The organism is Pseudomonas fluorescens (assembly GCF_000967965.1).
Taxonomy (GTDB): Bacteria; Pseudomonadota; Gammaproteobacteria; order Pseudomonadales; family Pseudomonadaceae; genus Aquipseudomonas; species Aquipseudomonas grandcourensis.
The window spans coordinates 103,838-127,149 of the sequence record NZ_LACC01000002.1; the positions used below are offsets into that span (position 1 = coordinate 103,838).

Annotated in this window: 18 protein-coding genes; 14 read left to right on the forward strand and 4 right to left on the reverse strand. The window is 61.4% G+C overall.

Annotated elements, in window-relative coordinates; all coding sequences use genetic code 11:
• Positions 1-86: 86 nt before the first annotated feature.
• Positions 87-1,559 carry a nucleobase:cation symporter-2 family protein gene (locus VC35_RS00520; protein WP_046037100.1) on the forward strand — a complete coding sequence of 491 codons (1,473 nt, stop codon included), beginning with the start codon at positions 87-89 and terminating at the stop codon, positions 1,557-1,559.
• A gap of 57 nt (positions 1,560-1,616) precedes the next feature.
• Positions 1,617-2,087 carry an LEA/WHy family protein gene (locus VC35_RS00525; RefSeq protein WP_046037101.1) on the forward strand — a complete coding sequence of 157 codons (471 nt, stop codon included), beginning with the start codon at positions 1,617-1,619 and terminating at the stop codon, positions 2,085-2,087.
• Between the two features lie 35 nt (positions 2,088-2,122).
• Here VC35_RS00525 and VC35_RS00530 read toward each other — a convergent pair whose 3' ends face one another.
• Together VC35_RS00530 and pssA are read right to left on the reverse strand one after the other, a co-directional pair.
• The gene (locus VC35_RS00530) at positions 2,123-3,139 is read right to left on the reverse strand and encodes an AraC family transcriptional regulator (protein WP_046037102.1); all 1,017 of its coding nucleotides are present in this window, start codon (positions 3,137-3,139) and stop codon (positions 2,123-2,125) included.
• A gap of 126 nt (positions 3,140-3,265) precedes the next feature.
• Complete coding sequence (pssA, locus tag VC35_RS00535) at positions 3,266-4,609, reverse strand: CDP-diacylglycerol--serine O-phosphatidyltransferase (protein ID WP_046037103.1); 1,344 nt, start codon at positions 4,607-4,609, stop codon at positions 3,266-3,268.
• A gap of 214 nt (positions 4,610-4,823) precedes the next feature.
• Here pssA and VC35_RS00540 point away from each other — a divergent pair, with 214 nt between their 5' ends.
• From VC35_RS00540 to VC35_RS00550, 3 genes are all read left to right on the forward strand, one after another.
• Entirely contained in the window at positions 4,824-5,387 is a 564-nt protein-coding gene (locus tag VC35_RS00540) for a TetR/AcrR family transcriptional regulator (protein ID WP_046037104.1), read from the forward strand.
• A gap of 55 nt (positions 5,388-5,442) precedes the next feature.
• On the forward strand, positions 5,443-5,919 hold the full coding sequence (locus tag VC35_RS00545; protein ID WP_046037105.1) for a nuclear transport factor 2 family protein: 477 nt from the start codon (positions 5,443-5,445) through the stop codon (positions 5,917-5,919).
• Between the two features lie 189 nt (positions 5,920-6,108).
• Positions 6,109-6,888 (forward strand): TSUP family transporter, encoded by a 780-nt coding sequence (locus VC35_RS00550; protein ID WP_046037106.1) that lies wholly within the window; start codon positions 6,109-6,111, stop codon positions 6,886-6,888.
• On the opposite strand, the gene nudC is transcribed toward VC35_RS00550, so the two are convergent.
• Both nudC and VC35_RS00560 read right to left on the reverse strand, forming a co-directional pair.
• Positions 6,856-7,686 carry an NAD(+) diphosphatase gene (gene nudC, locus VC35_RS00555; RefSeq protein ID WP_046037107.1) on the reverse strand — a complete coding sequence of 277 codons (831 nt, stop codon included), beginning with the start codon at positions 7,684-7,686 and terminating at the stop codon, positions 6,856-6,858. The two genes, VC35_RS00550 and nudC, sit on opposite strands and share 33 nt — an antisense overlap.
• 6 nt (positions 7,687-7,692) lie before the next feature.
• Positions 7,693-8,505, reverse strand: a complete 813-nt coding sequence (locus VC35_RS00560) for a crotonase/enoyl-CoA hydratase family protein (RefSeq protein WP_046037108.1) — start codon at positions 8,503-8,505, stop codon at positions 7,693-7,695.
• Between the two features lie 558 nt (positions 8,506-9,063).
• Between VC35_RS00560 and glgA the strand changes: the two genes are divergently transcribed.
• The 9 genes from glgA to VC35_RS00605 all read left to right on the forward strand — a co-directional run bounded on the left by glgA (position 9,064) and on the right by VC35_RS00605 (position 23,275).
• On the forward strand, positions 9,064-10,647 hold the full coding sequence (gene glgA / locus VC35_RS00565) for a glycogen synthase GlgA (protein ID WP_046037109.1): 1,584 nt from the start codon (positions 9,064-9,066) through the stop codon (positions 10,645-10,647).
• A gap of 12 nt (positions 10,648-10,659) precedes the next feature.
• Positions 10,660-12,456: a malto-oligosyltrehalose trehalohydrolase gene (gene treZ / locus VC35_RS00570; protein WP_046037110.1), complete on the forward strand. Its 1,797-nt coding sequence runs from the start codon at positions 10,660-10,662 to the stop codon at positions 12,454-12,456.
• A complete protein-coding gene (malQ, locus tag VC35_RS00575; RefSeq protein WP_046037111.1) occupies positions 12,453-14,531 on the forward strand; it encodes a 4-alpha-glucanotransferase in 2,079 nt (692 codons plus the stop codon). The genes treZ and malQ overlap by 4 nt, the downstream gene beginning before the upstream one ends.
• Complete coding sequence (locus VC35_RS00580; RefSeq protein WP_046037112.1) at positions 14,528-17,323, forward strand: malto-oligosyltrehalose synthase; 2,796 nt, start codon at positions 14,528-14,530, stop codon at positions 17,321-17,323. Before malQ ends, VC35_RS00580 begins: the two co-directional genes overlap by 4 nt.
• 21 nt (positions 17,324-17,344) lie before the next feature.
• The gene (locus tag VC35_RS00585) at positions 17,345-17,665 is read left to right on the forward strand and encodes a DUF2934 domain-containing protein (RefSeq protein ID WP_046037113.1); all 321 of its coding nucleotides are present in this window, start codon (positions 17,345-17,347) and stop codon (positions 17,663-17,665) included.
• A gap of 230 nt (positions 17,666-17,895) precedes the next feature.
• On the forward strand, positions 17,896-20,058 hold the full coding sequence (gene glgX, locus VC35_RS00590) for a glycogen debranching protein GlgX (protein ID WP_046037115.1): 2,163 nt from the start codon (positions 17,896-17,898) through the stop codon (positions 20,056-20,058).
• Between the two features lie 213 nt (positions 20,059-20,271).
• Positions 20,272-21,030: a PIG-L deacetylase family protein gene (locus tag VC35_RS00595; RefSeq protein WP_046037117.1), complete on the forward strand. Its 759-nt coding sequence runs from the start codon at positions 20,272-20,274 to the stop codon at positions 21,028-21,030.
• Between the two features lie 96 nt (positions 21,031-21,126).
• The gene (locus tag VC35_RS00600) at positions 21,127-21,927 is read left to right on the forward strand and encodes an endonuclease/exonuclease/phosphatase family protein (protein WP_046037118.1); all 801 of its coding nucleotides are present in this window, start codon (positions 21,127-21,129) and stop codon (positions 21,925-21,927) included.
• Between the two features lie 280 nt (positions 21,928-22,207).
• Complete coding sequence (locus VC35_RS00605; protein WP_046037120.1) at positions 22,208-23,275, forward strand: autotransporter domain-containing protein; 1,068 nt, start codon at positions 22,208-22,210, stop codon at positions 23,273-23,275.
• Positions 23,276-23,312 lie beyond the last annotated feature (37 nt).

A 23,312-nucleotide genomic window follows, 5' to 3' on the forward strand; every position in this document is an offset into this window, starting at 1 on the left:
GGAGGTTCTTTTGCCGTGGCCGGGCGGTTCTGGCATCCTGCGCCTCCATTTTCTGACCCGGCCCGCCTTCTGGCACGCAAACCACCATGACCGCCTCCGAAAAAGCCCCCGCTCCACGCCACAGCGACCTGATCTACGGCCTCGATGACCGCCCGCATCTGACCGCCACCGTCTTCGCCGCCCTGCAACATGTGCTGGCAAGTTTCGTCGGCATCATCACCCCGACGCTGATCATGGGCAGCGCCCTGGGCCTGCAAAGCGAAATTCCCTACCTGATCAGCATGGCGCTGTTCGTCTCCGGCCTGGGCACCTTCGTGCAGGCGCGGCGCTTCGGTCCGGTGGGCTCTGGCCTGTTGTGCCTGCAAGGCACCAGTTTCTCGTTCATCAGTGTGATTCTCAGCGCCGGCTTCATGGTCAAGGCCCGGGGTGGCGGCACCGATGAAATTCTCTCAACCATCTTCGGCGTGTGCTTTTTCGCCGCATTCATTGAAGTGGTGTTGAGCCAGTTCATCGGCAAACTGCGCATGCTGATCACCCCGGTGGTGACCGGGACGATCATCACGCTGATGGGTTTGTCGCTGATCAAGGTGGCGATGACCGACATCGCCGGCGGCTTCGGCGCCCCGGATCTGGGGGCGGCCAGTCACTTGGCCCTGGCGGCGCTGGTGCTGGGCACCATCGTGGTGTTGAACCGGGTGGACGTACCGTTTCTGCGCCTGGGGGCGATTGTCATCGGCCTGACCCTGGGCTACGGGGTGGCATGGCTCCTGGGCCAGGTGGATTTCAACAGCCTGCCCGAAGTGCCGCTGATGAGCGTACCGGTACCCTTCAAGTACGGGTTCTCCTTCGATTGGGTGGCGTTCATTCCGGTGGCGGTGATTTTCCTCGTGTCGCCACTTGAGGCCGCCGGCGACCTCACGGCCAACTCGATGATCTCCCGGCAACCGGTCAAAGGCCCGGTGTACATTCGCCGGATCAAGTCCGGCCTGCTCGCCGATGGCCTCAACTCGGCCATGGCCGCGGTGTTCAACAGCATGCCGATGGTGACCTTCGCCCAGAACAACGGGGTGATCCAGCTCACCGGCGTGGCCAGCCGCTACGTGGCGTTTTTCATTGCCGGATTGCTGGTGGTGCTTGGCCTGTTCCCGATGATCGGCGCGGTACTGCAACTGATGCCGAAACCGGTGCTCGGTGGCGCCGAACTGGTGATGTTCGGCACCGTCGCCGTGGCCGGGATCAAGATTCTCGCCGAGGCCGGCCTGCATCGGCGCAACATGCTGATCGTGGCAATCTCCGTCGGCATGGGCCTGGGCGTGGCCGCCGTGCCGGAAGTCTTGCGTGAGCTGCCCAAGGCATTGCACAACATTTTCGAATCGCCCATCACCGTCGGCGCGCTGTGCGCTATCGTTCTTAATATCTTCCTGCCCGAGGAATTCATCGAACTGGAAGAGGACGAATTCGATCCGGAGGCCTCCGTGCTTCAGGTGATGCAGAACCCCGATGTGACCGCCAGGGATGAACCCGCAAAGCCTGCGATGGTCGCACAGTCGAACCACTAGACGGACTCAAGGGCTGAGCCGCTGGCGGTTCAGCCCTATTCAGATGAGAGCACGTCCATGCGCAGCCTCCACGCAGTCCTGATTTCCCTCCTGCTCTGCCTGAGCGCCTGTTCCTCGCTGCCCAATCGAGACCCGTTGAAAATCAACGTCGTGGGTGTCGAGCCCCTCCAAGGCGAAGGCATGGAAGTGCGCTTTGCCGTGAGAATCCGCGTGCAGAACCCCAATGACACCACCGTCACCTACAGCGGTGTTGCGCTGGACCTGGACATCAACGGCCAGCCCTTCGCCTCTGGCGTCACCGATGAGCGGGGTACGATCGGGCGTTTTTCCGACACCGTCGTCAGCGTGCCGGTCAGCGTTTCGGCGTTTTCGGTGATCCGCCAGACCTATGGCATCAGCCAGATGAAAACCCTCAACAACATGCCTTATGTCCTGCACGGCAAGCTATCGGGTGGGGTGTTCAACACGATGCGTTTCGTGGACAGTGGCACACTCAATCTGCCAGGGCCGATCACTGGCAGCCGTTAAACGCCTGGGAAGAAAGGGTCATTGCGCCGCTGAACTTACTCGGTGTCATTGAGAATCAGGCTGCGGTAATGCCCCGGATTTGACCCCGACCACTTGCGAAATGCCTTGTAGAACGAACTGACGTCAGCGAACCCCAGCCGCGTGGCGATTTCGCTGAAGCTGATCGCCGGCTCGGCCAGCCAGACAATCGCCAGTTCCTTGCGCACGCCGTCCTTGAGGCCTTGGTAGGTTTGCCCTTCTTCGGCCAGTCGGCGGCGCAAGGTTGAAGCCGACATGCACAGGCGTTGCGCCAGGGCTTCGGTTTCCGGCCAGTGTTCGGCCGGCAGGTGGCGCAGGTCGTGTTTGATCCGGCTGGCCAGGCTCTGCGGATCGCGGTACTTCACCAGAATGTTCGCCGGCGCACGGGCCAGGAATCGCTCGAGTTCTTCAGGGCTGCGCTTGATGGGCAGGTCCAGGCAATCGGCGGAGAAAATCATCCGCGTGCGTGGACGGTCGAAACGCAGGTTCTCGGAAAACATCACCTGATAGTCATCGCAGAAATCCGGCTTCGAACAGCGCAGTTCGATGGCCAGGATCGGAATTCGCCGTCCTGCCAGCCAGCAGGCAACACCGTGCACGATCATCCAGTAGGTGAAATAGGTGAAGGCCCGGCGCGGATCCTTGTCGTCCTCCAGCAGGACGATTTCCGCCAGGCTTTGCTGACGCACCAACTGCGCTGGCAGGTGTTCGAGGATCAACGACAGGAACCCCAGGCCGCCGGCCACTCCCGCCGCCACGTTGGGCTGGAGCATGGCGCTGCGACACAGGAACGCAAAGCTGCCGGATTTGAGTTTGCGTGGGTCCATGCCAAAGAACTCATCATCGCCGCGTCGTGCCAGCAACCGCCACAGGCGCGCATAAGCCGTGGCCGGAACACGGGCGTCGGTGCTGCCCAATAGCAGCGGGTCGATGCCGACCTTGCTCAACACCTCATCCGTGGCGGTTCCTGGCGCGCAGCTTTGCAACAGTGCTTCACGCACCAGTTGGATGGAGATGGTGTCTTTTTCCGACATGGATCGCGGCAAGCCCTGTTCTTGTTCGAGTGGGGGCATATTAGCTGAAACCACCCGCTCAACGCTGATCGAATAACCCTGTGGGAGCGAGCTTGCTCGCGATGGCTTTCCTGAGATCCACCGACTTTACAGAATGCGATAGAGCAGCCGCTCGATACGCACACGACTCACGCGCTTGAGGAACTTGGCCACGCCCGCCGGGTACTCGGCCAGGGTTTCCAGGTTCTGGAAGTGCTCGATGCGACGGGTGTGCTGAAAGATCTCTGCCAGCTCTTTGCGACGCGGCTCCAGCAGTTCGCCATGGGGATCATCGATCAACAAGGCGTTTTCCAGATCGAGTCGAAATGCCCGCGGGTTGAGGTTGTTGCCGGTCAGCAAGGTGTAACGCCGGTCGATCCACATGCCCTTGAGGTGATAGGTGTTGTCACCATCACGCCACAGGCGCAGGTTCAACTGCCCGCTGTCGATGTTGCGCTGATGACGCTTGGCAAACCGGCGCAAGCTGATTTCGTACAGGTACGGCAGCGCCGAAATGACCCGAAACGGTTCGCTCGGCGGAATGTAGAAGTCGTTGGCCGTCTTGTCGCCGACCACAATGTCGATCTTCACCCCACGGGCCAGCGCGCGGTTGATCTCGCGGATGATCGCCAGCGGCAGGTTGAAGTACGGGGTGCAAATGGTCAGTTGCTGCTGGGCGCTGGCGATCAGTTCGCAGATCACCCGGTTCAGCGGATTGTTCTTGCCTACGCCGAGCAGCGGGCTGACGGACAAACCGGTCCTGTCGGTGGTGCCCCGCGTGGTGTCGTACGCCGCGTGCTTGAGGCGGCTGCGCAGGTCACCGATGTCATTGCGCAGGCTGCGGGTGGTCGGCAGGTTCGGCAGGTCGAGGCGGTGCACCGCCTTGGACGCCACCAGGCCGTGCTGCACCAGGTGCTGCATCGAATCGGCCAGTTCACGATTGTGCAGCACGTGATAGCGGTCGTAACGGTACTTGTCGAACTTGTGCAGATAGACGTTGTTCAGGCTCGCGCCGCTGTAGATCACGCAGTCATCGATCACGAAGCCTTTAAGGTGCAACACACCGAACAGTTCGCGGGTTTGTACCGGGACGCCGTAGATCGGCACTTCGCTGGCATGGGTGCGGGTCATTTCCTGATACCAGGCGGAGTTGCCCGGTTGCTTGCCGGCACCGATCAGGCCGCGCTGGGCGCGCAGCCAGTCTACGACCACCACCACATCCAGTTCCGGACGCGCCAGTTTGGCCGCGTGCAAGGCATCGAGAATTTCCTGGCCGGCTTCATCCTGTTGCAGGTACAGCGCAACGATGTAAATGCGCCGGGTCGCGCTGGCGATTTTCTCCAGCAGGCAATGACGGAATTCTGCAGCGCCGGAGAGGACGCCAACGGCATCGGCCGCCAGCGGAAAACTGCGCAACTTGGGCAGCAGGGAGCGTTTGAAAAGCGACGGCATAGGGCTCGCAATGGGTCGAATCCGAAGAACCCGAGAGCTTACACCATGCAAAGGTTCGGGTCTTGTTACCGTCTGTAATGTCCCCTTCGCGAGCAGGCTCGCTCCCACAGGAGAATGCATTTAAATGTGGGAGCGAGCCTGCTCGCGAAGACCTTTTGTCAAACACCACAAAAACCGTTTGACCAAGGAGAACGCTCGTTCTACTGTTTGCCACATGAACGAAATCACCAGCAATGACACACGCGACATTATTCTGGGTGTCACCGAAAAGTTGATCTACAAAAGTGGCATAGCCGCCACTGGCATGGATCTTCTGGTGAAAACCGCCGGCGTCTCCAGAAAAAGCATCTACCGCTACTTCGCCAACAAGGACGAACTGGTGGTGGCGGCCCTGCAACGCCGCGACCAGCGCTGGATGGACTGGTACAGAGGCGCAGTCGGCCAGGCAGAAACCCCGGCCGAGCGACTGCTCAACCTGTTTACCGTACTCAAGTCGTGGTTCGCCTCCGATGGCTTCCGCGGCTGCGCCTTCATCAATACCAGCGGTGAAACCGGCGACCCGCAGGACCCGGTGCGCCTGGTCGCCAAAGAGCATAAACAGAAGCTGCTCGACTACGTGTGCGAGCTGTGTACCGAACATGGCGCCGAGGATCCGCAGCTGCTGGCCAGACAGCTGCTGATCCTGATCGACGGTGCCATTACCGTGGCGCTTGTAATGGGTGATCACAGTGCCGCCGATAATGCGCAATGCATGGCGCGAAAGTTATTGGACCTGTAGCAACTCAATCAAGCTCGACAGTTGTTTAAACATTAACTTGATACGGAGACTTGAAATGTCTAATGCCGAAGTTCGTCCGCCATTACCCCCTTTCACCCGTGAATCGGCCATTGAAAAAGTTCGCCTGGCCGAAGACGGCTGGAACTCCCGCGACCCCGAGCGTGTGTCCCTGGCCTATACCCTGGACACCCAATGGCGCAACCGCGCCGAGTTCGCCCACAACCGCGAAGAAGCCAAGGGTTTCCTGACCCGCAAATGGGCCAAGGAACTGGATTATCGGTTGATCAAGGAACTCTGGGCGTTCACCGGCAACCGCATTGCCGTGCGTTATGCCTATGAATGGCACGACGATTCGGGCAACTGGTTCCGCTCCTACGGCAACGAAAACTGGGAGTTCAACGAGGACGGCCTGATGGCCCACCGCTTCGCCAGCATCAACGACATGCCGATCAAGGAAAGCGAGCGCAAGTTCCACTGGCCGCTGGGGCGTCGGCCTGATGATCATCCGGGGCTGTCGGATCTGGGCCTGTAGTTTGAATTCGCACTAATCCCTGTGGGAGCGAGCTTGCTCGCGATGACGACGGCACATTCAACATTGATGTGGCTGACACACCGCCATCGCGAGCAAGCCCGCTCCCACAATGGTTTTGTGTTGTGCAGGTGGTTAAGATGCAGCCCTTCCCCGCAGCCTCTTTCTGCACCCGCCGAATAAGCCGATCCCATGCCTTTCGAACTCAGTGTTGACCTTTCCACCCTGGCCATCCTGGCCCTTGTCGCTTTTGTTGCCGGTTTCATCGACGCCATCGCTGGCGGAGGCGGCCTGTTGACCACCCCGGCCTTGCTGACCGCCGGCCTGCCGCCGCACCTGGTGCTGGGCACCAACAAGCTCAGTTCGACCTTCGGCTCGGCCATTGCCAGCTACACCTTCTATCGCCGCAAGCTGTTCCACCCCGAGCAATGGGTGCACGCCATCGTCGGCACCCTGGTCGGCGCGCTGACCGGTGCCGTGGTCGCCCATTACCTGCCAGCGGAATGGCTGAACAAAATGCTGCCGGTGATCGTTTTCGCTTGCGGTGTCTATCTATTGTTTGGCGGCACGCCGAAAGCGCCACTGGACAGCAACGCACCGATCAAGAAAAAGTGGCAGTCGACCCAAGGCTTCAGCCTCGGCTTCTATGACGGCGTGGCCGGTCCGGGCACGGGCGCGTTCTGGACCGTGAGCAGCCTGCTGCTCTACCCCATCGACCTGGTGAAAGCCAGCGGTGTGGCGCGCAGCATGAACTTTGTCAGCAACGTGGCGGCGCTGTCGATCTTCATCTTTTCCGGTCAGGTGGACTGGATCATCGGCCTGTGCATGGGCTCGTCGTTGATGGTCGGCGCCTTCTTCGGCGCCCGCACCGCCATCAGCGGCGGCGCGAAATTCATTCGTCCGGTGTTCATCACCGTGGTGCTGGGCCTGACCGTGCGCCTAGCCTGGCAGCACTGGTTCAGCGTGGCCTAAACGCCGGGCCACATAGACGTCGATCAGGTAACGGGCAATCGAGCGTGACGCCGGCAACGGCGGCAGCTCGTGCACGTTGAACCACTGGGCGTCCTCGATCTCGTCTTCCTGACAGACAATCTCGCCACCGGCATATTCGGCGTGAAAGCCGAGCATCATCGAGTGCGGGAACGGCCAGCACTGGCTACCCATGTACTGGATATTCCTGACCTCGATGCTCACCTCTTCACGAACCTCGCGAATCAGGCAGTCCTCGGCTGATTCACCCGGCTCGGCAAACCCCGCCAACGTGCTGTAGACACCGCTGACAAAACGCGGTGAGCGTGCCAACAGCACTTCATCACCTCGGGTCACCAGTACGATCATGCTCGGCGAAATCCGTGGATAGCTGCGCAGATCGCACGGCTGGCAATACATCGCCCGTTCGCGTGGCACCTGGGTCATGGCCTGACCGCAGTTACCGCAAAAACGGTGCTCGCGGGCCCAGGTGCCGATCTGTGCGGCGTAACCGAGCACTTTGTAGAGCGTGTGATCGCCTTCGAGCATGAACGCCCGCAGGCCTTTCCAGTTGCAACCCGGCACTTCGCTGTGACTGCGCAGCTCCAGCAGATAGACCGGCTCGCCATCGAGATGACCGATGCCATGTTCGGCAAGAATCGACAGGTCCTGACGTTTTAGCCATTCGCGAGCGAACAGTGCGCCATTGTCATCGAACAGAAAGCCTTCGGGGCTGCGCGCGATAGCCCAGCCGCCGGGTTGATCGGTGTCCAGTACTGCGGTGGTCCAGCGAGGAATCATGGTTAATCAATCCAGAAATTCGGGTTTCTGTTTGCTCATATGGGCGGCCATGGCCACGCGCAGATCGGTGGATTGCAGCATGGCGGCGTTCCAGGTGGCGATGTATTCGAGGCCGTCATCGATGCGATGGTCACGCATGTAGCTGATCATCTCCTTGGTGCCGGTGACGGCAATCGGCGACTTGCTGGCGATTGTGTAGGCAATGCCCATGACGCCGTCGAGCAGGCTGGCGTTGTCGCTGTAGACGCGATTGACCAGGCCCATGCTCCGCGCTTCGTCGGCGCCAAACGTGCGACCAGTGTAAGCCAGTTCACGCAGCATGCCGTCACCGATGATTCGCGGCAAGCGTTGCAGCGTGCCGACGTCGGCGGCCATGCCGATGTCGATTTCCTTGATCGAGAACTGTGCATCCTCGGCGGCATAACGCATGTCGCAGGCTGCAATCAGGTCGATGGCGCCCCCCAGGCAGTAACCCTGAATGGCCGCAAGCACCGGTTTTCGGCAGTTATCGACGGCATTGAACGACGCTTGCAGGGTGAGGATCTTGCGCCGCAACAGGCGCGCATTGCGGCCCACGTCCTTGCCCAGTTCATTGGCCACACCGGCCAGCATCATCAGGTCGATCCCCGAGGAGAAATGCTTGCCTGCGCCGCTGAGGACTGCCACGCGCACTTCATCCGTGTCGTCGATCCACTGGAAGATCTCGACGATCTCGCTCCAGAACGCCGCGTTCATCGAGTTGATCTTCTCCGGGCGGTTGATCTGCACATGGGCGATTTTATCGGCCAGTTCGACGTTGAACGCAGTGTACTGAGACATGCCAGTGATCCTTTAGCGGGCAAAAATGAGGCCCGAACTATAACAAGGCACCAAGGTGGGCAGTAAGGCAGCGGTTCGGCCAAATGCGGGACTCAATGATGCGCACCATAACAGTGCACACCTGATAAATCACGTCGCACATTTATGTGACTGCCCAGTGACTTTTTGAGGCCAAAACGCAAAAAAACATGCACTTCGTCGGGGCGTTTGCACCTCGATCAGGCACGTCCGTACCGCTACAAACCGATTGTCGAACAATTTTGCCATCTGCCCTTTACCGCTCTAAGTTCTGGCCTAGACTCATTTTCTCAAAGCGAAACCGGTCGGTCACAAAATGGAAAAATAGTCGAAACTTTTTCCAATCCCGATCGGTCCTCTGACAAGAAGGTGCGTTGCGACTGGTGCAATCTTTGCAACGGCTGATTCAACCCTTTTGCTTCGACGCATTGGGCAGCGCTTGCTCACTGATGCGCAGCGCGTTTGCGCCGGCCACGGGAATTGGCCATGGAACACCGTTTGCCAGACCTAAGAATTAGATCAACAACACGGGAGATTCATATGATCAGTACGGCTTTGGAAATACAGGGAGAGCGTGCTCATCAGGTCGGCGAATCGAGCGCCGTTACTGCCGCAAACACCCAACCCGTCAGCGTTCCAGGCACCAGGACCCTGACCCCGGCAGCCAACCAGAATCCGAACCGTAAAAAAGTCCTGTTCGTCACCTCGGAAATTGCCGACCTGGTGAAAACCGGTGGCCTGGGCGACGTTTCCGCAGCGCTGCCACGGGCCATGGCCCATCTGCACGATGTACGGGTGTTGATCCCCGGCTACCCGCAGGTGCTGCACAGCGAGAACCCGATTCATATCATCGGCGAGCTTGGCGGTCATGCTGCGCTGCCACCGTGCAAGATCGGGCGCATGGACATGCCCGATGGCCTGGTCATTTACGTACTGATCTGCCCCGAACTCTACGAGCGCGAAGGTTCGCCCTACGGCGCCAACAACGGCCGCGACTGGCCGGACAACCATATCCGTTTTGCCCGCCTGGGCCTGGCGGCTGCCGATATTGCCGCCAACCTCGCGCAGATCCACTGGTGCCCGGACCTGGTGCACGCCCACGACTGGCCCGCCGGACTGGCCCCCGCCTACATGCACTGGCGCGGGCAGCGCACGCCGACGCTGTTCACCATTCACAACCTGGCGTATCAAGGCGTGACCAGCCTGGGCTCGTGCCCCGAACTGGGCATTCCCCATCACGCGCTGCAACAGGAAGGCATGGAGTTCTACGGCAAGATGTCGTTCCTCAAGGCCGGCATGGCCTATTCGAGCCACATCACCACGGTCAGCGCGACCTACGCCCAGGAAATCACCACCCCGGATTTCGGCTGCGGTCTCGACGGTTTTCTTGCAGCCAAGACCCAGCAAGGCCTGCTCAGCGGCATTCCCAACGGCATCGATGAAAGCTGGGATGCAGCGACCGATCCGCACCTGTTCTGCCCGTTCAACATCGGCGACTGGGATGGCAAGGCCGTGAACGCCACCCATGTCCGCGAGCTGTTCGGCCTGGAAGACTCCGAAGGTCCCCTGTTTGCGGTGGTCTCGCGGCTGGTTTATCAGAAAGGCCTGGACCTCACCGAGGCGGTGTCCGAGTACATCGTCAAAAACGGCGGCCAGATCGCGATCATCGGCCGTGGCGAGCCGGAAGAAGAACAGTCCATGCGTGAACTGGCCCTGCGTTTCCCCGGGCAGATCGGCGTGCGCATCGGCTTCAACGAAACCGACGCCCGGCGCATGTTCGCCGGCAGCGACTTCCTGCTGATGCCTTCGCGTTACGAGCCATGCGGCTTGAGCCAGATGTACGCCCAGCGCTTCGGCTCGTTGCCGGTGGCCCGCAATACCGGCGGCCTGGCCGACACCATCGAAAACGGCTTGACCGGTTTCCTGTTCGATGAATCCACGGTGCAGAGCTACCAGGAAGCCCTGAGCCGCGCGTTCAAGGTGTTCGCCTTTCCCGACCTGCTGCACGCCATGCGCTGCCGGGCCATGGCGGCGCCATTCAACTGGTGCAAGGCGGTCGAACCCTACGCCGAGCTCTACGAACAGCTTGTGGCGAAAGCATTGGGGAAATCGAACAAACAGTAAGAGGCTTTCAAGATGCCGTTACGGACCCTTGAGACCTGGCCCCACGGCGCAATCATGCTGGACGCAGAGCACACGCGATTCGCGTTGTGGGCGCCAGATGCGTTCTACGTCAGTGTCGAACTGGAAAATGGACAGTCCTTGCCGTTGCTGCCCCAGGCCGACGGCTGGTTCGTGAGCAACATCCGATGCGCGGCGGGCACGCGTTACCGCTACAGCATCGACGGCGAACTGGAAGTGCCCGACCCGGCCTCCCGTGCTCAGGCCGGCGACATCGACCGGCACAGCGTGGTGGTCGATCCGCTGGCCTATGCGTGGCAACACAGCGCCTGGCTGGGGCGGCCGTGGAACGAGGCGGTGATCTACGAATTGCATGTCGGTGCGCTCGGCGGCTTCAGCGCCGTCGAGCAGCATCTGGCGCGGCTGGTCGAACTGGGTGTCACCGCCATCGAACTGATGCCCGTCGCGCAGTTTCCCGGCGAGCGTAATTGGGGTTATGACGGCGTCCTGCCCTACGCGCCACAGGCGTCATACGGCTCCCCCGAGCACCTCAAGCACTTGATCGACACCGCCCACGGCCACGGCCTGGCGGTAATTCTCGACGTGGTCTACAACCACTTCGGCCCGGACGGCAATTACCTGCATCGTTATGCCAAGGGCTTTTTTCGCGAAGACAAGCACACGCCGTGGGGCGCGGCCATCGACTTGCGCCGTCGCGAAGTGCGGGACTTCTTCATCGAAAACGCCTTGATGTGGCTGCTCGAATACCGCTTCGACGGTTTGCGCCTGGACGCGGTACACGCGATCGAAGACCCGGATTTCCTCCAGGAACTGGCGCGACGGGTGCGCCAGCAGACCGGACCGGCGCGGCATGTCTGGCTGATGGTGGAGAACGAACACAACCAGGCCAGCTTGCTTGAACAGGGTTACGACGCGCAGTGGAACGATGACGGCCACAACGCCCTGCATGTGTTGCTGACCGGCGAAACCGAGGCTTATTACGCCGATTACGCGCAAAACCCCACCGAACAACTGGCGCGCTGCCTGAGCCAGGGCTTCGTGTTCCAGGGCCATCTCAACCGCCATGGTGTGGCGCGGGGTGAACCCAGCGGGCATCTGCCGCCCAGTGCATTCATCCTGTTTTTGCAGAACCACGACCAGATCGGCAACCGGGCCTTCGGCGAGCGCCTGCATCAACTCGCCCACCCGCAAGCGCTGCGGGCCGCCACGGTGTTGCTGCTGTTGTCACCGATGATTCCGCTGCTGTTCATGGGCGACGAGTTTGCCGTCGAGCAACCCTTTCTGTTTTTCACCAGCCATCACGGTGAACTGGCTAAACAGGTTCGCGACGGCCGGCGCAACGAGTTCGCGGCGTTCAGCACCTTTACCGATCCGCTGCAGCGTGAATACATTCCGGACCCGAACGATCCGCAGACGTTTGCAGCGTCCCGCCCGGTCCTGCCATCGACCGGCCATTGCGAGATGTACGACCTGTATCGCCGACTGTTGCAGATCCGTCACCGGCACATCATCCCGCGCCTGCCGGGCGCCCAGGCACTGGGCACCGACGTGCTGGGCGAAGCCGCGATCAGTGCCTCCTGGCGCTTGGGCGATGGCAGCCAACTGCGCATTGACCTGAACCTCGGCGCCAGGCCCGTAGTCCACACCTCACAGACCGGTGCCATGCCCTTGTTCGAATACCCGCCACAGAATCCCGACCTGCCGGCCCCGAACACCCTTGCCCCGTATTGCGCGCTCGTCAGCCTCGCCGCCGCAGCCCCCTTTGCTACCTCGTTTGGAGAGCGTCCATGAGTGATGCGCAACTGGAAATCCTGGCCAGCCGTGCCGGCCTCGCCGTCGACTGGATCGACGCCAACGGCCGCCCGCAAAAAGTCGCGCCGTCCGTGTTGCGCAACGTGCTGACCGGCCTTGGCCACCCGGCCGGCGGCGCTCAGGAAATCGATGCCAGCCTGCTGGAATTGCAAGAGACGCAACAGACCCATCACTTGCCGCCATTGATCACCGCCGATGTCGGGAAGGGCCTGGACCTGGCGCGTTTTTTCGAGCCCGGGACCCCTTGCGAAATCCACCTCGAAGACGGTTCGCGGCTCAACCTGAAACTGGACGCCAACTCGGTGCTGCCAGGGCTGGTACCGGTCGGCTATCAACAGGTCAGCATCGACGGACAAAACTTCACCCTGGCCGTGGCCCCGGCTCGTTGCTACAGCGTGGCCGATGCCGTGAACAACCCCATCCCGCGTGCCTGGGGCCTGAGCGTGCAGTTATATGGATTGCGCCGCGCCGGCGATGGCGGCTTTGGTGACACCCAGGCGCTGGAGGACCTTGCCCGGGTGGCCGGCGAGCGTGGCGCCGAGGCACTGGCGATCAGCCCCTTGCACGCGATGTTTTCCAGTGACACTCAACGCTACAGCCCGTATTCGCCGTCCAGCCGTTTGTTTCTCAACAGCCTTTACTGCGCCCCCGGCACCATTCTTGGCGAGCGCGCGCTGCGTACCGCCATCGATGCAACCGGACTGGCCATTGAACTCCAGGCACTGGAAGAGCGTCCGCTGATTGACTGGCCGGCCGCCGCCGAAGCCAAGCATCGGCTGTTGCAGTCGCTGTACGAAGGTTTCGTCCAGGGCGAACACCCGTTGCACGAAGACTTCAGCAGCTTTCGTCACGCCGCCGGCGAAGCGCTGGAAAATCATTGTCGCTTCGAAGCCATCCAGGAGGCGCGCGCCGCCCGGGGTGAACACCTCGACTGGCGGCAGTGGCCCGAACCCTGGCGCAATCCGCGCAGCGCCGAACTGGCGGCATTCGCCGAAGAGAATGCCGGGCGCATCGGCTTCTTCGCCTTCTGTCAGTGGCTGATCACTCGCTGTCTGGAGCGCGCGCAAACCGCCGCCCGCGCCAGCGGCATGAGTATCGGCCTGATCGCCGACCTGGCCGTTGGCGCCGATGGCGGCGGCAGCCAGGCCTGGAGCCGTCAGGACGAACTGCTCGCCTCCCTCACCGTCGGTGCGCCGCCGGATATTCTCAACCGCACGGGCCAGGGCTGGGGGATTTCCGCGTTCTCCCCTGAAGGCCTGGTGCGCAATGGTTTCCGGGCCTTCATCGAAATGTTGCGGGCCAACTTCGCCCACTCCGGTGGCTTGCGCATCGATCACGTCATGGGCTTGCAACGTTTGTGGGTAATCCCCAATGGCTCGCCGCCGGCCGACGGCGCCTACCTGTACTACCCGGTGGACGATCTGCTGCGTTTGCTGACCCTGGAATCCCATCGTCACCAGGCCATCGTCCTCGGCGAAGACCTCGGCACCGTGCAGGATGGCCTGCGGGAAAAACTCATCGCCCGTTCGATACTCGGCATGCGGGTGTTGCTGTTCGAACAGGACAACACGCACTTCAAGCCAATCCTCGACTGGCCGGACAACGCCCTGGCCACCACCAGCACCCATGACCTGCCCACCCTCAACGGCTGGTGGCATGGTCGCGATATCGACTGGAACGCCCGGCTCGGCATGGTCGATGCCAGCGGTGAAATCGAATGGCGCCAGCACCGCGAACGCGAGCGTGAAGGCCTGCGCCGGGCGTTGAGCCAGGACCCGCAGAACTTTCGCGAAGAGTCCCACGAAACCGACCAGGTGCTCGATGCCAGCGTGCGCTTCCTCGGTCATACCCGGGCCCCCTTGGTGCTGCTGCCGCTGGAGGATGCCCTGGGTGTGGAACAACAGGCCAACCTGCCCGGCACCATCGACACCCACCCCAACTGGTCGCGGCGCTTGCCCGGTTACAGTGAAGCCCTGCTCGACGGAGCGGATGCCGCGCGACGCCTGGAATTGCTCGCCTGTGCGCGACTCCAGGCGGCCGAGCGTGATCGATGACCCAGGTGCCGCCCCGTCCACTGCGCGCCACCTTGCGCCTGCAATTTCACAAAGGCTTCACGCTGGAAGATGCGGTGCCACTGGTGCCGTATTTCGCCCGTCTCGGCATCAGCCATGTCTATGCCTCCCCGCTGCTTCGCGCCCGCGCCGGATCGATGCATGGCTACGACGTGGTGGACCCGACCAGGGTCAACCCGGAGCTGGGCGGTGAGGCGGCGCTGCGCAGCCTGGTCAGTGCCTTGCACGGGCACGACATGGGGCTGATCCTCGACGTCGTCTCCAACCACATGGCGGTCGGCGGCAGTGACAATCCCTGGTGGCTGGATTTGCTGGAGTGGGGACGCCTGAGCCCTTACGGCGAGTTTTTCGATATCCAGTGGCACTCTCCCGATCCGTTGATGGAAGGCCAGCTGCTCCTGCCGTTTCTGGGCAGCGACTACGGCGTCGCGTTGCAGGACGGCACCCTGCCCCTGCGGTTCGATGCCTGGCACGGCGCCTTCCATGTCGAGCACTACGACCACCGCTTTCCGATTTGCCCCAGCGATTACGGGGAACTGCTCAGGACCGATGCGCCGCTCGATACGCAACAGGCCGAGCAACTGAAAAGCCTGGCCGATCGCTTCAGCACCCTGAGCTACCAGACCGACGCCCACAGCCTGGCCCTACCGCTGAAAGCGGAACTTCGCGATCTGGTCAGCGATCCGGCCCTTGCCCAGGCCATTGAGCAGCACCTGAACAACTACGACTCACTGACCGACGAAGGCTTCCAGCGCCTGCACAACCTACTGGAGCGCCAGAGCTATCGTCTCGCCAGTTGGCGCACCGCCGCCGATGACATCAACTGGCGGCGCTTCTTCGATATCAATGAACTCGGCGGACTGCGGGTCGAACGTCCCGCCGTGTTCGAAGCCACCCACGCGAAGATCTTCCAACTGGTGGCTGAAGGGCTGATCGACGGATTGCGCATCGACCACATCGACGGCCTCGCCGACCCGCGAGGTTACTGCCGCAAGCTGCGCCGCCGGGTCGACAGCCTTTCGGCGGGCCGCCACTTGCCCATTTATGTGGAAAAGATCCTCGGCGAAGGCGAAACACTGCATCGCGACTGGTCGGTGGACGGCACCACCGGCTACGAGTTCATGAACCAGTTGTCACTGCTGCAACACGACCCACGGGGTGCGCAGACACTGGCCGAACTCTGGCACCGTCACAGCGAGCGGCCTGCCGACTTCGGCCAGGAAGCCCAACTGGCCCGCCAGCAAATCCTCAGCGGTTCCCTGGCCGGAGATTTCGAAAGCGTTGCCCAGGCCTTGCTGCAAGTGGCCCGGGACAACCTCATGACCCGCGACCTGACCCTCGGCGCCATTCGCCGGGCCTTGCAGGCATTGATCGTGCATTTCCCGGTGTACCGCACCTACATCAGCCCCCTTGGCCGCTCGGCCCAGGACGAGGTGTTTTTCCGCCAGGCCATGGACGGCGCCCGCCAAACCCTCGGCGAAGCGAACTGGCCGGTACTCGACTGCCTGGCCGGCTGGCTCGGCGGTGAACCCTGGCGGCAGCGTCCGGCCGGTCGCGAACGCAAACGCCTCAAGCACGCCTGCGTACGTTTCCAGCAACTGACCTCGCCAGCAGCGGCGAAAGCGGTGGAAGACACCGCGCTCTATCGTTCGGCCGTGCTGCTCTCGCGCAATGACGTTGGCTTCAATACCGAACAGTTCAGCGCACCGCCCGCCGACTTTCATCAGGCCTGCATCGAACGCCTCGAGACCTTCCCGGACAATCTGCTGGCCAGCGCCACCCACGACCACAAACGCGGCGAAGATTCACGGGCGCGGCTGGCGGTACTCAGCGAGCGCAGTAGCTGGCACGCCGACCAGATCGGCCTGTGGCGCGCCCTCGCCCGGCCCTTGCGCAACGACGATCAGATGCCATCGACGGGGGATGAATTGATTCTGTACCAGGCGATCCTCGGCAGTTGGCCGTTGGAGTTGTCTATCGATCATCCGCCGGCCCTCGAGGACTACGCACAACGCCTCTGGCAGTGGCAACACAAGGCCCTGCGCGAAGCCAAATTGCAAAGCAGCTGGAGCGCGCCAAATGACCCTTACGAGCAAGCGACAGAGGACTTCATCCAGCGCCTTTTGCTGAGCCCCGAAGGCGAGCTGTTGCGTACGGCCCTGGCCAAGGCGGCCCGCTCGATTGCCGCCCCCGGAGCACTCAACGGTTTGGCGCAAACCTTGCTGCGCATGACCGTGCCCGGCGTGCCGGACTTGTATCAGGGCAACGATTTCTGGGACTTCAGCCTGGTCGACCCGGACAACCGTCGCCCGGTGGAATACGCCAGCCGTCAGCAGGCATTGCAGCAAACGGTGAACCTGCCGGACTTGTTGCTGAACTGGCGTAACGGGCGCATCAAGCAAGCCTTGATTGCGCGCACCTTGAGCCTGCGCGCCGAGCATGCCGAGCTGTTTCGGCGTGGCACTTACCAGGCTCTGGAAGTGGTGGGCAGCGAGGCCCATCGAGTGCTGGGTTTTGTCCGTGAACAGGAGGGAAACCGCGCCATCGTGATTGTGCCGATACGTTGTGCCGAATTGCTGGAAAACGGTGCTGTACCACAGGTCCACGCGCCGCTGTGGGGCGATACCCGGATCAAACTGCCGTTCACCGTCCCTGACGAACATCTGGAGGGACTTTTTTCCGGCATCACAGTCACAAAACACAGAGAGCTGCTGATCAGCGCCGCGCTGGGGGATTTCCCGGTCAATCTCATTTTTCAAACTGCCCACACTTGAGTTCAGTTCAGGAGCATTACGATGAGTACCGACGATAAACGCATCCGCGAATTCGCCTATCAGATCTGGGAATCCGAAGGAAAACCCGAAGGCCAGGAAGCCCGCCATTGGGAGATGGCGTGCAAACTGGCGGAAGCCGAAGCCCTGGCCCCGAAAAAACCGGCCAAGGCAGCCACTAGCAAAACCCCGGTCAGCAAAACGGCCAATGGCAAGGCTGGCGATGCCAAGGTCGCCGCACCAAAAACCAAGGCCAAACCGGCGGCGGCTTCGAAGGTGATCCCGCCGGGGGAAAAGGCCGTCGAGAAAAAGCCCCGGGCGCCGCGAAAACCGCCAGCGGTTTGAATATGTCTTGAGGCCCCTTCGCGGGCAAGTCGGACCGCCGCACCGCCGCTCCCACAGTGTTTGGTGGTGTAACAGCAATCTGTGGCAACTCACAGGTCCCTGTGGGAGCGGGCTTGCCCGCGAAGAGGCCATCACTTCCAGCATTGATGTTGCCTGACACACCGTTTTCGTCGGAACGCCGCCCGGAGCAAGCTGGCTCCTACAGGTTGCCGCCGCTTAAAGGAATACCTATGACCAGTCCAAAGAAAGCCGCCGCGCCAACCCCTCGTGCCGAAACAACACGAATCCGCGAAGGCCTGCCCTTTCCGCTGGGGGCCACCTGGGATGGCCTGGGCGTCAACTTCGCCCTGTTTTCCGCCCACGCCACCAGGGTTGAACTGTGCCTGTTCGACGACGCCGGCGAAGTGGAACTCGAACGCATTGAACTGCCTGAGTACACCGACGAGATCTACCACGGCTACTTGCCCGACGCCCATCCCGGGTTGATCTACGGCTATCGCGTCTACGGTCCGTACGACCCGGCCAACGGCCATCGCTTCAATCCCAACAAACTGCTGATCGACCCCTACGCCAAACAACTGGTCGGCAAACTGAAATGGTCCGAAGCCCTGTTCGGCTACACCATCGGCCACCCCGACGCCGACCTCAGCTTCGATGAACGGGACAGCGCGCCCTTCGTGCCCAAATGCAAGGTTATCGACCCGGCGCACACCTGGGGCCACGATCATCGTGTCAGCGTGCCGTGGGACAAGACGATCATCTACGAAACCCACGTGCGCGGCTTCAGCATGCGTCACCCTGCCGTCCCCGAAAACCTGCGCGGCACCTTTGCCGGGTTGATGGTCGATGATGTGGTGGAGCACATCCGCAAACTCGGCGTGTCGACCGTGGAGCTGCTGCCGATCCACGCTTTCGTCAACGACCAGCATTTGCTGCACAAGGGCATGACCAATTATTGGGGCTACAACAGCATTGCGTTCTTCGCCCCCGACCCGCGTTACCTGGCCAGCGGCAAGATTGCCGAATTCAAGGAAATGGTCGCGCACCTGCACGAAGCCAATCTGGAGGTGATCCTCGACGTGGTCTACAACCACACCGCCGAGGGCAACGAGCAAGGCCCGACCCTGTCCATGCGCGGCATCGACAACGCGTCCTACTACCGCCTCAAGCCCGATGACAAGCGCTTCTATATCAACGATTCCGGCACTGGCAACACACTGGACCTGAGCCACCCGTGCGTGCTGCAAATGGTCACCGACTCCCTGCGCTACTGGGCCTCGGAAATGCACGTGGACGGCTTCCGCTTCGACCTGGCGACCATTCTGGGGCGTTATCACGACGGATTCGACGAACGCCACAGCTTCCTCGTGGCCTGCCGCCAGGACCCGGTGCTGCGCCAGGTCAAACTGATCGCCGAACCCTGGGACTGCGGCCCCGGCGGTTATCAGGTCGGCAACTTTCCGCCGGGCTGGGTCGAGTGGAACGACAAGTTTCGCGACACCGTGCGCGCCTTCTGGAAAGGCGACGACGGCCAACTGGCGGACTTTGCCAGCCGCCTGACCGCTTCGGGGGAGATGTTCAATCAACGTGGTCGGCGGCCTTACTCATCGGTCAATTTCGTCACCGCCCATGACGGTTTCACCCTCAACGACCTGGTGTCATACAACGACAAGCACAACGAAGCCAACGACGAAGACAATCAGGACGGCAGCAACAACAACCTGTCGTGGAACCACGGCGTCGAAGGCCCGACCGACGATCCCGAGATCAATGCGCTGCGCCATCGGCAGATGCGCAATTTCTTCGCCACCCTGCTGCTGGCCCAAGGCACGCCGATGCTGGTGGCCGGCGACGAGTTCGCCCGCACCCAGGACGGCAACAACAATGCGTACTGCCAGGACAGCGAGATCGGCTGGGTCAACTGGGACTTGAGCGAAGACGGCAAGGCCCTGCTCAAGTTCGTCAAACGCCTGATCAAGTTGCGCCTGACCTACCCAGTCCTGCGGCGAGGGCGTTTCCTGGTGGGTAATTACAACGAGGACATCGGCGTCAAGGACGTGACCTGGTTGGCGCCGGACGGCACGCAAATGACCACCAAGCATTGGCACGATGCGCACAATCGTTGCCTGGGCATGCTGCTCGATGGCCGCGCCCAGGAAACCGGCATTCGCCGCAAAGGCATCGACGCGACGTTGATGCTGGTGGTCAACGCGCATCACGACATCGTCAATTTCCGGCTGCCGGAAGTGCCTGACGGCGGTTTCTGGACGTGCATGATCGACACCAACCAGCCATCGATCCACGGCCAGGAACGCTTCGAGTTTGGCCACGAGTACTCGGTCACCGGCCGCTCATTGCTGCTGTTCGAGTTGCAGCATGAGGAAGAAGAGTAAAAAAACCTACAACCAGTTTTGGCCGCAACACCGCAGAGCGGAAAAATCATTCCGGGCAGGTTCGCGACGCGACGAATAGCGTTACATGAGCAATACTCGATTCGCGGCAATCCAGGGTTTGGCTTGTCGCACCGCTATCAACGAGCCCTCACGGGTCTGCCGGGCTTGTCCGATGCACGACTGAAGGCGACGCAGAACAAGGACGTATCCACCATGAAACCCGTTTCCCTGAGCGAAGCCAGTCTGCCATCACAGATCTGGAACAGCGCCCCGCAACTGGACAGCATTCCGGTCATCAGTACCCAGTCGCTTGTGCCCATCGGCGCACGCGCAGTGCTCATTGCCCCACACCCCGGCGATGAAGTCGTGACCTGCGGTGGCCTGCTGCAGTTGCTCAGCAATCTCGGCCACCCGCTGCAATTGATCTCGATCACCGACGGCAGCGCCAGCCATCCGGGCTCTCGGCAGTGGTCGGAAAAACGCCTCAGCGTATTTCGTCCCCAGGAAAGCGTCGAAGCCATTCGCCGGCTCGGTTTGCCGATGCACAGCCTGAAGTGGATTCGTGGCGGGTTTACCGACAACGCGCTGGTGGAGCACGAAGATCAGATCGCCCAATTCATCACGCGCTACCTGCGCCCCGGTGATGTGGTGTTCAGCACCTGGCGCGAGGACGGCAACGTCGACCACGACACCGTTGGCCGCGCCAGCGCCAGGGCGGCGGCCAATGTAGGGGCAACCTACAACGACGTACCGTTCTGGGCCTGGCACTGGCCGGCACGGGACCGGGAGCTGATTCCCTGGCACCGTGCCCGTAAGGTGCGCCTCGATACCTGGACCGTCGCCCGCAAGAGCCACGCCACCCATGCCTACGCCAGCCAACTGGACGGCGAACCGGCCATCGGCCTCGCGCCGTTGCTGCCCCGGCCGTTGCTGGAGCGTATCCGTTTGCCTTATGAAATCGTGTTGGTATGAAATCATCGATTATCGGTTCGGCTCAGCCCATCGGACTGAACTGACTGCCGTCACATCAGTCGCATACATAAGCAGCCCTGAGTCAGAGGAGTGCAAGTGGCCAGTCATTCAAAACGGCAGGCAGCCGAATCGACACCCTTGAACACGCCCCCGGCGATTCATCGGCTTCGCGTGCTGACGGTTAACACCAATAAGGGTTTTACCGCTCTCAACCGGCGCTTCATCCTTCCTGAATTGCGTGAAGCGGTGCGCAGTACGTCGGCAGACCTGGTGTTTCTGCAAGAAGTCGTCGGCGAGCACGATCGCCACTCCTCCCGCCACAACGATTGGCCACAAACCTCGCAATATGAATTCCTTGCCGACAGTATGTGGAGCGATTTCGCCTATGGGCGCAATGCCGTCTATCCCGACGGTCACCATGGCAATGCCCTGCTGTCGAAATACCCGATCCGCGAGTATCGAAACCTGGATGTTTCCATTACCGGCCCGGAACGCCGCGGCTTGCTGCACTGCGTGCTGGACGTGCCGGGGCATCGCGAAGTGCATGCGATCTGCGTTCACCTCAGCCTGCTGGAAAGTCATCGTCAGCTGCAGTTGCAGTTGCTCTGTCAGCTCCTCGAATCCTTGCCGGATGATGCGCCGGTGATCATTGCCGGCGACTTCAACGACTGGCAGATGCAGGGCAATGCCACCCTTGCCCGCCGCGACTACTTGCACGAAGCCTTCGAACGCCACCTTGGCCGTCCGGCCAAAACCTACCCCGCACGGTTTCCCTTGCTGCGCCTGGACCGCGTCTACCTGCGCAACGCCAGCAGCCACAAACCGCAAATACTGGGAAACAAGCCTTGGACGCACCTGTCTGACCATTTGCCGCTGGCGGTGGAAGTGCATCTCTGAACCACAGGTTTTTTTGACGATTCTTCGAACAAATAAGCACTTATGGGCACGTCATAAATCAATCACTTAAACCGTTACCACTTATCGGCGATCTTCTTGACTCGACCGTTGCGGTCTTCTTGACTTCACCTTACTACCCCCGGAATCAACACCAGGACCAGCCTCAGGCACCCGTAAAAACGGGCAGCCCGTGACGCCCCTAGTCCATTCGGCCGCCCCTCATTCGGGGTAGGAGAGACGCCAGAGCGAGATACCTCATGCGACCGCAAGGTAGATCTCCATGAACATTTCACTCACCCCACAAGAGATCAAAGTCACTTTTTGCACGGTGTCGAGTTCACTCCTGCTGTGTTCCTCCATGGAAATACTGGCCGCCAGCGATGAGCAGGAAACAACCCCGTGGTATCGCCAGGACATCCCGATACTGAGTTTGTCTACCGTCGCCGTAACCTATCCCGGTCAATTCAGTGCTCATCCCGATCTACGCAGCTCCAGCCTGACCACCGAAGACGCCGCACCCACGGCCTGGGACCAACTCTACGGCCAGCCTTCTCGCCAGGCACAAACCGATTATCTTTCCCAAAGTCTGGCCGTCCCCGGCACCAACGCACTCAAAGGCCCGGCGATCCTCACCCTGCAAAGCGCCAGCGGCCATACGCAAAGGGTCGGTCTAATCGGTAGCACGAATCAGTACCAGCTCAACAACCACGGTGCACCGATCACCCCGGCAATGGCCGATCCCGGCAGCGACAGGCTCAACCTCCAGGGGCAAAGCCTCGGCGCCTACTGGAGCCTGACCGGACCACAAGGCTGGTACGTCGACTTGACCGCCAGCGGTGGCCGGGTCAGCGGCTTCAGCCGCAATGAGAAAGGAGCCCGGCAAGCCACCGAGGGCCATGCGGTGACGCTGTCGGTGGAAGGTGGCTTCCCCATCGGCCTGGGCGACAACTGGGTGTTTGAGCCCCAGGCACAGTTGATCAATCAGCGCATCAGCCTTGACGCCCCGTATGCCGGATCCGGCAACGCCTCTTCAACTGACCTGAACTCGTGGAGTGGCCGGGTCGGTGCGCGCTTGCAAGGCAGTTACAATATCAGCGGCTTGCCAGTCGAACCTTATGTGCGGACCAACTTGTGGCACACGGTTTACACCGGCAACACCGTCACCCTCGACCAGGTCGACAAGATCAGCAGCAGCCGCAAATCCTCGACCGTCGAACTGGGTCTGGGCCTGGTGGCCCGGGTGACGCCGTCGGTGAGCCTGTACGTCAGCGCTGACTACAGCAGCGACGTGGACGACAATGACTTGAACGGGTTGATTGGCAGCCTGGGTATACGGATGCGTTGGTGAAGGAACATCGGTCAGGTTGGCCCCTTCGCGAGCAGGC